Annotated in this window: 15 protein-coding genes and 1 pseudogene; 3 read left to right on the top strand and 13 right to left on the bottom strand. The window is 35.1% G+C overall.

The window, feature by feature from the left end; genetic code table 11:
* Positions 1-57: 57 nt before the first annotated feature.
* On the bottom strand, positions 58-258 hold the full coding sequence (locus Q1B07_RS17000) for a hypothetical protein (protein ID WP_299092237.1): 201 nt from the start codon (positions 256-258) through the stop codon (positions 58-60).
* A 164-nt stretch (positions 259-422) separates the two neighbouring features.
* Here Q1B07_RS17000 and Q1B07_RS16995 point away from each other — a divergent pair, with 164 nt between their 5' ends.
* Positions 423-1,781, top strand: coding sequence for an IS1182 family transposase (locus Q1B07_RS16995; RefSeq protein ID WP_299092235.1), 1,359 nt, complete (start codon positions 423-425; stop codon positions 1,779-1,781).
* Between the two features lie 220 nt (positions 1,782-2,001).
* Here the strand turns inward: Q1B07_RS16995 and Q1B07_RS16990 are convergent.
* From Q1B07_RS16990 to Q1B07_RS16980, 3 genes and pseudogenes are all read right to left on the bottom strand, one after another.
* Positions 2,002-3,431 (bottom strand): annotated as a pseudogene (locus Q1B07_RS16990) (6-phospho-beta-glucosidase).
* 35 nt (positions 3,432-3,466) lie between these two features.
* The gene (locus tag Q1B07_RS16985) at positions 3,467-3,685 is read right to left on the bottom strand and encodes a PTS glucose transporter subunit IIA (protein ID WP_299092243.1); all 219 of its coding nucleotides are present in this window, start codon (positions 3,683-3,685) and stop codon (positions 3,467-3,469) included.
* A 24-nt stretch (positions 3,686-3,709) separates the two neighbouring features.
* Entirely contained in the window at positions 3,710-4,417 is a 708-nt protein-coding gene (locus Q1B07_RS16980; protein ID WP_299092234.1) for a cytochrome c biogenesis protein CcdA, read from the bottom strand.
* 237 nt (positions 4,418-4,654) lie between these two features.
* On the opposite strand from Q1B07_RS16980, the gene Q1B07_RS16975 reads away from it, so the two are divergent.
* Positions 4,655-4,834: an aspartyl-phosphate phosphatase Spo0E family protein gene (locus Q1B07_RS16975; protein WP_299092232.1), complete on the top strand. Its 180-nt coding sequence runs from the start codon at positions 4,655-4,657 to the stop codon at positions 4,832-4,834.
* A 422-nt stretch (positions 4,835-5,256) separates the two neighbouring features.
* On the opposite strand, the gene Q1B07_RS16970 is transcribed toward Q1B07_RS16975, so the two are convergent.
* The 5 genes from Q1B07_RS16970 to Q1B07_RS16950 all read right to left on the bottom strand — a co-directional run bounded on the left by Q1B07_RS16970 (position 5,257) and on the right by Q1B07_RS16950 (position 7,703).
* A complete protein-coding gene (locus tag Q1B07_RS16970) occupies positions 5,257-5,475 on the bottom strand; it encodes a YneF family protein (protein ID WP_046516671.1) in 219 nt (72 codons plus the stop codon).
* Positions 5,476-5,560: 85 nt separating this feature from the next.
* Positions 5,561-6,007, bottom strand: coding sequence for a sporulation inhibitor of replication protein SirA (gene sirA / locus Q1B07_RS16965; protein ID WP_299092229.1), 447 nt, complete (start codon positions 6,005-6,007; stop codon positions 5,561-5,563).
* Positions 6,008-6,243: 236 nt separating this feature from the next.
* Positions 6,244-6,477 carry a DUF896 domain-containing protein gene (locus Q1B07_RS16960; RefSeq protein WP_299092228.1) on the bottom strand — a complete coding sequence of 78 codons (234 nt, stop codon included), beginning with the start codon at positions 6,475-6,477 and terminating at the stop codon, positions 6,244-6,246.
* Between the two features lie 199 nt (positions 6,478-6,676).
* Positions 6,677-7,333, bottom strand: a complete 657-nt coding sequence (locus Q1B07_RS16955) for a recombinase family protein (RefSeq protein ID WP_299092226.1) — start codon at positions 7,331-7,333, stop codon at positions 6,677-6,679.
* Positions 7,334-7,391: 58 nt separating this feature from the next.
* Positions 7,392-7,703, bottom strand: a complete 312-nt coding sequence (locus tag Q1B07_RS16950) for a LysM peptidoglycan-binding domain-containing protein (RefSeq protein WP_299092225.1) — start codon at positions 7,701-7,703, stop codon at positions 7,392-7,394.
* Positions 7,704-7,860: 157 nt separating this feature from the next.
* On the opposite strand from Q1B07_RS16950, the gene lexA reads away from it, so the two are divergent.
* On the top strand, positions 7,861-8,484 hold the full coding sequence (gene lexA, locus Q1B07_RS16945) for a transcriptional repressor LexA (protein WP_299092224.1): 624 nt from the start codon (positions 7,861-7,863) through the stop codon (positions 8,482-8,484).
* A gap of 449 nt (positions 8,485-8,933) precedes the next feature.
* On the opposite strand, the gene glnA is transcribed toward lexA, so the two are convergent.
* The 4 genes from glnA to hflX form a co-directional block, all read right to left on the bottom strand.
* The gene (glnA, locus tag Q1B07_RS16940; RefSeq protein ID WP_299092223.1) at positions 8,934-10,268 is read right to left on the bottom strand and encodes a type I glutamate--ammonia ligase; all 1,335 of its coding nucleotides are present in this window, start codon (positions 10,266-10,268) and stop codon (positions 8,934-8,936) included.
* Positions 10,269-10,322: 54 nt separating this feature from the next.
* Positions 10,323-10,727, bottom strand: a complete 405-nt coding sequence (locus Q1B07_RS16935) for a MerR family transcriptional regulator (protein WP_299092222.1) — start codon at positions 10,725-10,727, stop codon at positions 10,323-10,325.
* Between the two features lie 102 nt (positions 10,728-10,829).
* On the bottom strand, positions 10,830-12,104 hold the full coding sequence (locus tag Q1B07_RS16930; RefSeq protein WP_299092221.1) for a methionine gamma-lyase family protein: 1,275 nt from the start codon (positions 12,102-12,104) through the stop codon (positions 10,830-10,832).
* Positions 12,097-13,422: a GTPase HflX gene (gene hflX / locus Q1B07_RS16925; RefSeq protein ID WP_299092241.1), complete on the bottom strand. Its 1,326-nt coding sequence runs from the start codon at positions 13,420-13,422 to the stop codon at positions 12,097-12,099. Before hflX ends, Q1B07_RS16930 begins: the two co-directional genes overlap by 8 nt.
* Positions 13,423-13,430: the final 8 nt, after the last annotated feature.

Here is a 13,430-nt window from a genome sequence, read left to right as displayed (position 1 = left end):
CAACTCGAGAGGTGGATCGCTGGCCTTCCTAGTTATATCAAGGCTTATTTGCCGATCTCACTCTGCGAAAGTTGAGTTAATAAGAATTGATAAAACTAATCCGATAATCGGTAAAAAAATAGCTAATATTTGAATAGTGATATTGACAAAATCGTGTACCACCCAAGGACTAACATTCACTATCCCATTACTAAATAAAAAAATTGCTGATAAAATCCAAATTATTAAAGTAATAATTATATAAGCTAAATTTTTCACCTAATCTCCCCTTAAAAATTTAAATTCACTATAATTGAATCAATTTCATAAATCTCAGCCCAATAGTCACAAGGCTTTCAAGAACTAAAAAAAGGAGTACCTCCCCAAAATCTCGAATGTTTTAGTTACCACAACAAAAACCAGAGATTGGAGGATGACTCCCTATGTCTATTATACGACAAGAAAGTCTGTTTGACCTGCAAGATTTGTTTGATTTAGAACCTACCCAACGTTTTGAAGCTATTTTTTCAGCAATTAACATCGAGCCCATTTTGACTGTGGTTTCAAAAAAATCACGTTTTGGCCCACCTGTAAAATTGAATTATGCAGCAATGATCTACTCGTTGATTGCGAGAATTACAGAGCGGATTCCATATATTAACGATTTGGTTGATCGACTAAAATTTGACTTTATCTTTCGACTCGAATGTGGCTTTTTAGTATCTGATGATGTTCCGTCTGAAGCTTCTTATTCAAGAATGATTACTCAAATCAGCGAATCCAATGTACTAGAATGTGTTCAAGAAAATCTTCTTCTTCAAGCAATATCTGAAGGTTTTGTATCAGATGATACCGTTGCGATTGATGCCACACATATTGAAGCTCGTGATCAAGCTCCAGCAAAGAAAGAAAAGCCTGAGCCTGAACCGAAAAAGCGTGGCCGTAAATCAAAAGAAGAACGTGAAAAATGGCTTCAAGAAAAAGCTGAGAAAGAAGCAAACCTTCCTCTTTACGAAAAGTCTATCGAAGCACAATTAGATGTTTCTCTTGATGATCTTCGTACCCTAATCCCCATTGATCCAAAGTGGGGAATTAAGAAGAATAGTGAAGGAAAAAATGTGTATTGGTTCGGTTATAAAGGGCATTTAGCTGTAGGAACAAAAAGTCAGTATATTCTACAATCCTTGTTTTCTTCAGGCAATTTAAACGACGGGAAAGTTGCGATACCTCTTTTAAAGGGTATCCAAGAACGATTGCCATCACTCGCTATTCGGTTTGGAACATTAGACGCTGGCTATGATTATGTTCCGATTTATGAACAAATCTATCGGATGAATGCACAATCTGCGATTGCTTATAACAAAAAGAATGAGTCAGATCCTATTGGATATGATAAGCATTTCGCTCCGACTTGTGTACGGGAACATTCTTATCGATACGATAGTTTTGACGCAAAGTACGAAACATTAAAGTACACACGTCCGAAAGAATGTAGTTATTGCCCATTGGCAAAGGATTCCCTTTGTCAAAAGGTGTATAAAGTAAAAATCACTACTGACTTACGACGTTATACTGCACCAGCCCGTGGTTCGCAGAAATGGAAACACATCTATAAACAAAGGACTGCAGTTGAACGAGTCATAGCCTATTTAAAGGAGTATTTCCAATTGAACCAAGTACGTTATCGAACAGGGAAACGAGCAAAAGTACACTTTGATTTAGTTCATCTTGTTTATAATGCATCAAAGTTAGCGTGTGATCGACTATCAGTTCAGGAAAAATTACAATATCAAGCAGGATAAATATCAAAAAAATAGTAAGGCTAAAATTCTGTTGGTCTAACAATTTTTAAAAATTCACATTATGAAATTGATTCATTACTTATAAAAAATAGATTAGGTAACAATATTAATTTAAGAATCAACATTTCATATCAAACTCACAACGAACTGAACTATAAAAAAATTAAAGGAGGCATTACACCGGTAACTTTTTTATAGCTACGTGTAGTGCCACCTTCAATTAACAATCTAAATCTTCACCATTGCTTTTTATTACTTTTTTATACCAATCAAAGGATTTTTTCTTACTGCGTTTCAGGGTTCCGTTTCCATTATCATCTTTATCAACATAAATGAATCCATATCTTTTGCTCATTTCTCCAGTACTAGAACTAACTAAGTCAATACAACCCCAGGTAGTATAGCCAAGCAAGTCTACTCCATCCTCTTCAACAGCAGCTTTAAATGCTTTGATATGTTCACGAATGTATTCAATTCTATAATCATCTTCAATAAAACCATTTTCATCTGGTATATCTATAGCGCCCAATCCGTTTTCAACAATAACTAATGGCTTTTGATAGCGGTCATATAAAGCGTTCAATGTTATTCTCAGCCCAAGTGGATCAATTTGCCATCCCCATTCACTTCTTTTTAAATATGGATTTCGTAATGTTGGAAAAAGGTTTGCAGCTGTTTGGGTATTTACTTCTGGATCAGCACTTGTTAATCTTGAGCCATAATAACTAAATGAAACAAAGTCAACTGTATTTTTCTTTAAAAGTTCCTCGTCGCCTTCTTCCATTTTTAAGGATATATTCATTCTTTCCAACATTTTTTTTGCATAATTTGGATATTCTCCCCGGGATTGCACATCAACAAAAAAGTAATGTTCCCTATCCCTTGTCATTGCTTTCCATACATCTTCTGGAGCACATGTATAAGGATAAGTACTTGCGCCTGCCAGCATACAGCCAATCTTAAACTCAGGATTTATCTATGTGCAATTTCAGTAGCTTTTGCACTTGCAATTAACTGATGATGTGCTGCTTGATACTTTACAGCTTCTTCATTTTCACCCTCTTCAAATACTAAACCTGAGCTCCCAAATGGCAAATGTAACAACATATTAATTTCATTAAAAGTAAGCCAATACTTAACTTTATCTTTGTAACGTGTAAAAATGGTTTCACATAATCTTTCATAATAATCCACCATTTTACGGTTTCTCCAAGAACCGATTGTCTTAACCAAATGGATAGGTACATCAAAATGAGTGATGGTTACTAATGGTTCTATACCATGTTTTAAACATTCATCAAAAACATTTTCATAGAATTTTAAACCTTCTTCATTTGGTATTGCATCATCTCCATTAGGGAAGATTCTTGTCCATGCTATAGATAATCGGAAACATTTAAACCCCATTTCTGCTAATAAAGCTATGTTTTCCTTATAATGATGATAAAAGTCTATTGCTTCATGACTTGGGTAAAAGTGCTGATCATCACATTCTAACATTTTCATTTTGCCTTTCATTACAGCTACGCGATCCTTACCAGCCGGTATAACATCAACTGTAGTCAATCCCTTATTCCCTTCAAGATAACCACCTTCACACTGGTTTGCAGCAGTTGCGCCTCCCCATAGAAAGTCTTTTCTTAAGCCCATTTACATACACTCCTGAAATCTATTATTTTTTATTATTATGATTTTAGAACTAACAACTCATAATTGAAATCAATAATATTGTTACTGTTTTTTACTAACACATCAGAATAATTATGAGTATTCGTAACAATAATAGGGGTTTGTGTTACGTAACCTTCCTGTTTAATTTTCTCTAATTCAAACGTTAATAAGGTCTGTCCTTTGGTAACTCTTTGACCTTGCTCAACGTATGATTCAAAATACTTACCTTTCAGTTCAACTTCAAAACTAAAAAAGATTTAAAATCCTGTAAAGCCACCAAATATCCCTGTTAAGAAAATAATAATAGATGTCATTAAATCAAAGAAAAGTAAAATCCCCATTCCTATCATAAGAAAGCCGCCTATTTTCATAATTTTGATATTATGCTTCTTAATCCAGCCAAGTTTTCCTATAAAGAATGATAATACAATAAATGGAACAGCAAATCCCAAAATATAGGAAATCATATAGAGCATAGCTGAGCCAGGATTTGTAGCAGCCATCCAAATAACAGCTGACAGGATCGGTCCTGTACAAGGTGTCCACCCTGCTGCAAATGCTAACCCAATAAGTACAGATCCAAAATAACCAGCAGGACGATTCTTAAATTCAAATCGATGTTCTTTCATCAAAAACTCTGGTGTAAAAACCCCTACAATCATCAGTCCGAAGCACACTATTAGGATAGCTCCAATTTGCCGAATAAGATCCTGGTAATTTTGAAAAATCTCGCCGATAAAAGAAGTACCAAATCCTAAAGCAATAAAAATGGATGAAAATCCGATTAAAAAGCAAATCGTATGTAACAAACTTCGTTTTTGCAATAATGCATTTTCCGTTTTTAATTCACCAACAGAAACCCCTGTTATATAAGATAAAAAGGCTGGATAAAGTGGTAAACAGCATGGAGAGATAAACGATAAGAAACCAGCCCCAAATGCTAAAAAAATGTTTACATCCGTCATCGTACTCCTCCTAAAGAGAATGTCTTCTTTATTCTAGCAAAGATGCCCTTTCTTTATATCTATAATCATGTGACAGTTTTATGTCATTTCATTAACAAATTACATTTTCTTCTTTTCATTCTACACAGGATACCTTTATAATAGATTCAATGCTGTTTCTAGTATCTTCCTTTGAAGTTATTTCAAAAACAGGGTAAAATTTGCTAATAACAAACATGATTAGAAAGGACAGTTCTCGTGTCTAAACAAGAAATGCTTAAGTTAATTGAAAAGAAACGAGCCGAACTAATTGATATTGTCCTAAAAAACGGGATTAATTCAACGATTTCTATTCAATATAGTCAAGAGCTTGATATATTGTTGACTCAATATATAAAAGACGACCATGCACAAAAAAATAGAATTTATTATTCCTAAGCAGCAACTTCATTCAATTATTTCTATATACCTTTGAACTATGATAAAAAGCACGCTTTTGCCGCGTGCTATCGTTTATATTAAATTTGATATTATCTTCTATGTCATTTCCATTCTTACATTTTAGTTTTTGATAGCCCTCTTGTTGTAGCACTTTGGATTAATTAAATAATGAATGAACTATTCCCATCTGTTATCCCCGTTTTTCTTACCCGATTCGTAACAAATTCATTCGTCTGATTGCTTTGAACAAAAAACCACTTTTGCTGCTGAGATTTTCGACAGAAAAAGTGGTTAAATAGTTGGTATATGAAGGTTTACGCAATTTGCATTTAAAAATACAATGAAAGAATCACCAACCTCATTATGAGAAGGAGTTTTCATTGTATAAACTGCCTAAAACTTATATATCAACATTTTTATTATTTCATTTGACCTTGCATTGCTTTCATCATTTGATTGATTTTCTTTTGAGATGGTTTCATACCCATTTGCATCATCATCATTTTTAACATTTGTTCATTAATTGGTGGATTTTTCTTTAGGTAAGTCATCATGTATTTACGCGCAATGAAAAATCCTAGTGCAACTCCAGCAAGTAGTGCTAGAATGCCTACTAGAATAACAACCCATAAGTCCATTATATTTCCTCCTTCATGTTGTCTATCTTACAGTGTACTAAACCCTACGATATTATACAACATTTGAAATATAATTTCTTCATTTTTAGCCAAAATTTCTTTCTTTTATCGGATTTAACCAGCCATATCGTTCACCTTGTAAATCCATCGCTAAAAAACACGGGTCAAATTTTCTTAACACCTCGAAAAAAATCGTTTCTGCCTCAAAACTTCCATCAGAAGAAAGCTCAAGGTAACGGTCTTTTACGATTAAAGTGGCGTTACCTAGATTAGTCTTAAGTTCAATCTTATGTATATGACGAACATTTTGATAATCCGTACGATTCCCCAGATGTGTACGAAGTAGCTGATGTATAAATAAGGTTGGTATAGGCTTTGTAATATAATTTATTTGTTTTTCCAGTGTTACTACATGATTTGAACGGACCGTTGTCCAGTGAAAGTCCTGAAACAGGTGATAAATTTTGGACTCGCGACCGAAGTAATGACTTGCAAATTCCTCTTCTATTAAATAAATATAATAGTGTCTCACCTATTCACTCCTCCTCTTGCATCCCCATTTCTCTTATTATAAAAGAACAAATAAGCAAGAATTGTCTTAAGACGGAGAAAGAAGGCACTATTTTTGTCGAAGAATCATAAAATCAAGGTAAGTCCTACCAAATTTTTAACATGTTGTGATAAATTCTTGCTAGACTCCTTAGTACATTTTTAAAAAAATACTCCTTTTTACATATAAAAAGGAATACATCATCAGATCTATTCCTTTTAATGAAGATTAAATTTCTTCTTTTCATCTTTTAATCTTTGCGGAGTTACATCATTCCCATTTGGATCCACTACTGTAACACCTATTAACGTATTTTTCATTGAAGAACGAAAAGCTGATAAGTATTCTTGACGTAATGATTGTTGTTCCATTTTTTCTTTTTCCGTTAAACCCTCTACTTTAGACTTCTTAGATAATTCATTTATACGATCAATTTTTACTTTTGGTAGCATATCAATCTATTCTCCTTTAGTCTGTTAATCTTCAATAACCAACTTATATAAATAATATAACTGGAAAAATGGCTCTTGCTTAGTTGGCTATTCCTTCATATAAAAAAGATCATTAGTTAATATACATGTCATCATACTAAAAGGAGACCAAAATGACAACCGTTTGACCTTTCAAATTGTTTAAAACATAACTGAATTATTATTCCTTGTTGCTGTTTACACCTTCGATATATTCTTTATACCTTCTATGAACCGTAGCTTTACTTACATGATACCCAACCCCTCTTAGAGTTGCTGCAATCTCATGAAAAGTAAGGTTTTTACTGCGCAGTTTTATGATTTCCTCAATGGGAACATCGATTTTTTCTCTTCCCCCGCCTTGATCTAAATTTGATAAGTTATCCTGAGGTCGATATCCGTTTTCAATTGCCCGATTCATTCCTCTTTTAATTTTATAGTTAACAAGCTTTCGTTGAAATTCTTCCACCGCTGAAAGGATATTTAAAACCATTAAATCGGTTTCAGATAATTCAGGTTCTCCTTGCTCATTTAGGGTAAATACCTTTGCCCCTAATTTTCTTATTTCATGTAAAAGAGCTATTTTAGCATGCCCTCGACCTAGACGGGTATCATCTTGAACCAGAAGAACACTAGCTTGTTTATCCTTTATTAATGCAAGTGCTTCAATGATTCCATCCCGGTCTATGTCATATCCGCTCTGCCGTTCTTCAATAATTTTTACAACTTCTATTTTATGTAATGCTGCCAGTTGTTCCAACTCTTCTCTTTGCCTTTCGATAGAAGTATCCTGAGTTTCTTTGTCTGTACTTACTCTGCAGTATATAATTGCTTTCAATCCCTATCACCCTACTGTTTCCATTCTTTTTCACTTTAACAAATCATGTAATCAAATATTATTCGCTAGCAATCTGTTCAATTTGATAATATTCTTCTTTTTCTACTGGTACAACGACTAAATCCCCTGGCTTAATAGTGCTAGAATAAATATCATTTTTCTCCTGTACCCATTCAACAAATTCTTGTTTTGAAATATTAGCATTCTCATGGAATTGTTCAGCTAAACTCCACAAGCTATCTCCCTCTTCTATTTTAACTTGATGAAAGTTATCCAGTCGATTATTACTACCCGAAAATGATAGAGCTCCAGTAACAGCTATGAAAACAACGAAGAAAGCTAGAATATAAAAGATTGTTTCTTTTTTCATTTTTTCCACCTCATAAGAATATTTGTTCGTATTATTAACTTTAGTATAGTACGAACAATTGTTCCGGTCAACTATTTTTTTCGAACTTACGTTTGTATAAAAAGGTAAATGATGCTATAATAAACATATATTACAGGAATCCGAGGTGTAACAGAGGATGACGAAACTATCAAAAAGACAACAGGATATATTAAGCTTTATAAAAGATGAGGTTCAAAAGAAGGGCTATCCTCCTTCAGTTCGGGAAATAGGTGAAGCAGTCGGTCTTGCTTCAAGCTCAACTGTTCATGGTCACTTAGCTAGATTGGAATCAAAGGGCCTGATTCGCCGTGACCCGACAAAACCTAGGGCTATTGAAATATTGGAAGAGGAAGAAACAATTCATATTCCTAAAAGTAAGGTTGTAAATGTTCCGGTCATCGGTAAGGTAACAGCAGGTTTACCTATAACAGCTATTGAAAATGTTGAAGAATACTTTCCACTCCCTGACCGGTATATAAATGACGATGATTCTGTATTCATGCTTGAAATAATGGGAGAGAGTATGATAGAGGCCGGTATACTTGATGGGGATATGGTAATCGTTAGACAGCAGCAAACCGCTAACAATGGCGATATCGTTGTCGCCATGACCGAGGAAGATGAAGCAACCTGTAAACGATTCTTTAAAGAGAAGGATTACATCCGCTTACAACCCGAAAATTCCACTATGGAGCCTATTATATTACGAAATGTCAGCATATTAGGTAAGGTAATAGGTGTATACCGTACAATTCATTAATAAGCTTTCTGAAATGCTGAATAATGAAAAAAGCGCAAGGCGCCTGCCTATCGGCGACAAGCATAAGCGAACAGGAATAGAAGGTGTTCTTTACCTTCAATTCCTGTTTGACTAGACCCTAGACCCTAGAGCCGATGGCGCCTGGAGCTAGATTCAGAAACGCAAGCTATGTTAAGAAAATATATAAATTCTGATATAATTAAAAAGCGCAAGGCGCTAAGCATTCGGCTCGAGCTAGACACTAAAACTAAGTACAAAATTTTATTTCTTAAACATTAAAAAGATCCAAAAAATGACGTGTGGAAAATTCATACGTTTTTTTTGTCTTTTAAGGAGAACATCAAATCGATTGATCAAAAAATATCCTTGGGAACTTTACTAGATTTAAACTTCTGCTTCACCCCAGCAAAAAACCCTTGCCACAAAAAGTGACAAGGGTTTTTATCATATTAATACATTGACATGTATTGTTCTCTTTCCCATGGGTGAACTTGTGTTCTGAACATATCCCACTCGATTTCTTTTGCTTCGATGAAATGCTCAAATAAGTGCTCACCTAAAGCATGCTTCATCGTGCTGTCTGCTTTTAATAAATCTAATGCTTGAGCAAGAGTTGCTGGTAAATCAACGATTCCATTTTCAATACGCTCTTCTTTAGACATCACATAAATGTTGCGATCGATTGGTTTTGGTGCTTCAAGTTTATTTTTAATACCGTCAAGACCAGCAGCTAAAAGGACGCTCATTGCTAAGTAAGGATTTGCTGCAGGGTCAACACTGCGTACTTCAACACGAGTGCTTAAGCCGCGAGATGCTGGAATACGAATTAATGGACTTCTGTTTTGGGCAGACCATGCTACATAACATGGTGCTTCATAGCCTGGTACTAGACGTTTGTATGAGTTTACAGTTGGATTTGTTACTGCAGTAAATGCTGGTGCATGTTTGATAATACCTGCAATAAACTGTTTAGCTGTTTCACTTAATTGAAGATCTGCACTAGTATCTAAAAACGCATTTTCACCATTACGGAATAATGACAAGTTACAGTGCATACCAGATCCGTTAACACCAAATAATGGTTTTGGCATGAATGTAGCATGTAAACCATGTTTGCGAGCAATCGTTTTAACAACAAGTTTAAATGTTTGAATATCATCACATGCTTTGATTGCGCCAGCATATTTAAAGTCAATTTCATGTTGTCCTGGTGCAACCTCATGGTGAGATGCTTCAATTTCAAAGCCCATTTCTTCAAGCTCGAGCACGATATCACGACGACAGTTTTCACCTAGATCAGTTGGTGCTAAATCGAAGTAACCGCCATTATCGTTTAATTCTAAAGTTGGCTCGCCTTTTTCATCTAATTTAAATAAGAAGAATTCTGGTTCAGGCCCTAAGTTGAAATCAGTAAACCCAAGTTCTTCCATTTCAGAAAGAATGCGTCGTAAGTTATTACGCGGGTCACCAGCAAATGGAGTGCCATCAGGATTGTAAATATCACAAATAAAACGGGCAACCTTTCCTTTTTCCGCTGTCCAAGGAAAAATAACAAATGTATCGAGATCTGGATATAAATACATATCAGATTCTTCAATACGTACAAACCCTTCAATTGAAGAACCGTCAAACATCATTTTGTTGTCTAATGCTTTATCAAGCTGACTTACTGGGATTTCAACGTTTTTAATTGTTCCAAGAATATCAGTGAATTGTAAACGGATATACTTAACATTGTTTTCTTTAACTAAACTCAGAATATCTTCTCTTGAATATTTAGACATTGAAAATCTCCTCTCATACAGACAATATTTATTATAAATAAAAATTACTTATAATTAATGGAAAAATCTTGACATATCACCATGTCTTAACGTAGGTCGATTGAAGCGGCCTGCTTGCATTAGTTCTGACTTTAACAGTTTGCGCAATTCCGCGTCACTGAGGTCAGGCTTCTCAACCGTTTTAGGTTGCTCTTGCTGGACTTCATTATTCGTATTTTCTTTGCGGGAAAATATTTGTTTGATACCAGCTAAATTTACACCTTGTTCAATTAAGTTACGAATCTCTAATAACTTATCTACATCATTAAACGAAAAGAGTCGTCGATTGCTTTCCGTTCTCGCCGGAAAAATCAATTCATTCTCTTCATAGTATCGGATTTGTCTTGCAGATAGGTCTGTCAGCTGCATAACAATTCCAATAGGAAATAGGGGCATTGAGCGTCGTATATTATCACTCATGTTATTCGCTCCTTTTGTTTACTAATCTAATTATAAACCATGTCATATTATATGTCAATATATTGTAAGAAATTCTAACATTAGATACCATTTTGATCATTATTATTCATTTATCGTGATTAAGTCTTGTTCGATTAACGAATCAACGGCCGAGCAGATCGCTATTTTCACATGGGAATATGTAAGTCCGCCTTGAACATATGCAACATATGGTGCCCTTAGTGGTCCATCTGCTGACAATTCAATACTTGCACCTTGAATGAATGTCCCGGCAGCCATAATCACATCATCTTCATAACCAGGCATATAGCTTGGATATGGGGTGACATGCGAATTGATAGGTGATGCATATTGTATAGCTTGGCAGAAAGCAACCATCAGCTTTGGGTCACCGAATTGTACAGACTGAATTAAATCTGTTCGCGAAGTATTCCAGGATGGATTCGTCTTCATCCCAAGTTCTTCTAAAAAGGCAGCTGTGAAAATTGCCCCTTTCAAGGCTTGTCCCACTACATGAGGTGCTAAAAAGAAACCTTGGTACATTTCTTGTAAACTATATAGGGAAGCACCTGCTTCTGCTCCAATTCCCGGAGATGTCATCCTGTATGAGCATGCTTCAACTAATGCTTTTTTCCCGACAATATAACCACCTGTTTTTGCAATTCCTCCACCTGGATTTTTTATTAAGGATCCAGCTATTAAATCGGCACCAACATGACATGGCTCTAATTCTTCTACAAACTCACCATAGCAATTATCAACAAAAATGACAATATCTTCTTTTAAAGATTTAACAAAATCAATCATTTCTTTTATTTCAGCAACGGTAAAAGATGGACGAGTGGCATAACCTTTTGATCGCTGAATACCAATCATTTTCGTTTTATTTGTTATTGCATGTTTCACTGCCTCAAAATCGACACTACCATCCTCGCTCAAATCAACGGTTTGGTAACCAATTCCGAATTCTTTTAATGAACCGACTCCTTTTCCCCTTATCCCAACGATTTCCTCAAGGGTATCATAAGGCTTTCCAGTTATATAAATGAGTTCATCCCCTGGCCTTAGAACCCCAAATAAGGCTATTGATATCGCATGAGTACCGGAAATAATCTGTGGTCTAACAAGCGCTGCTTCCCCGCCAAAAACATCTGCATAAATTTCTTCTAAAGTATCCCTGCCGCTATCGTCATAGCCATAACCTGTAGTTGGAATAAAATGCGAATCACTTACACGGTACTTTTGAAAGCTTTGAAGGATTCTGAATTGATTTGCTTCACTCCTTCTTTCAATATCTTCATGCACGTGCTTAATCTTATTTTCTACAACTTCTACAAGCGGTGCAAGCACTGCTCCATGTTTTAAATAATTAAACATTATTCTTACCCTCTCCATTGTACTTCTCTAGCTGTCCATTAATGGAATGTGTTGGAAAAACATAACCTTCAATTTCGTATAATTCATCATGCTCATTAAAAATAAGCTTGTTAACTAATGACTCTGTTTTTAATTGTGAAATGAATCTGCCTTCACTCGCAGGAATTCTAACATTATAAAAATTCATTCCATCCTTAACAAATTTCTCAACATGTGTCATCAATTTATGTAAATCTTCCTTTAAAAATGCTGTAATTTGAATATAATCCTCTTTCGGTGATGGGACAAACGAATTCAATGAGATATCTTTCTTATTATAAACCGTTAAAACAGGAATATCTGTTATATCTAACTGCTCAAGGAGCTTATAAACCGTTTGCTCGTGATTGGCATAATCTTTATTTGAACTATCAACTACATGCAGGATTAAATTTGCTTCTTTTACTTCTTCAAGCGTTGAACGAAAAGCAGCAACCAATGTTGTAGGAAGGTCCTGAATAAAACCAACCGTATCTGTTAGCAATGCTTGATAATGAGATGGTAATAATACTTTTCGTGTCATGGGATCCAATGTTGCGAACAATAAATTTTCTTCAAAACTCTCAGCTGTTGTTAAGCGATTAAAAATTGTTGATTTCCCTGCATTCGTATAGCCTACAAGCGCAATTTGGAATGCTTGATTTTTTTTGCGGCGCTCACGATATCTGTTTCGATGCCGAACAACTGTAGCAAGCTGTTGTTTGATTTCATGAATCCGATTTCGAATATGCCGACGATCTGTTTCAAGCTGTGTTTCACCAGGTCCTCTTGTTCCGATCCCTCCGCCCTGGCGTGATAAGGCGATCCCTTGCCCCATAAGTCTAGGCAATAAATATTGAAGCTGCGCCAACTCAACTTGAAGCTTACCTTCTTTTGATTTTGCGCGTTGTGCAAATATATCTAAAATTAACTGTGTTCTATCAATGATTCTAACATCCAAAGTTGATGATAAATTTCTAAGTTGACTTGGGGAAAGCTCATCATTAAAAATAACAAGGTCTGGTTCAAGCTCCTTAACAAGATTTAAAAGCTCATCAACCTTTCCTTTTCCTATGTAAGTGGCCGGGTGTGGGCGTTCTCTTTTTTGTAGGATACTTGTAAGCACCTCACCGTTTGCAGTCTTCGTAAGTGAAGCAAGCTCTTCCATGGAATATTGAAAATGATCATCAAGCATTTCTTGAAGCTGACAACCAACTAAAATTACTTTTTCTTTTAAATGATCAACTGTACTATTCAATAATAAACCAGTCCTTTTTTTGCATTTTAGCAATCTAATCATATCAAACA

The organism is uncultured Metabacillus sp., from assembly GCF_947503125.1.
Taxonomy (GTDB): domain Bacteria; phylum Bacillota; class Bacilli; order Bacillales; family Bacillaceae; genus Metabacillus.
Note: the sequence above shows the minus strand (reverse complement) of the source record. Positions and strands in the feature narration are given on the sequence as shown.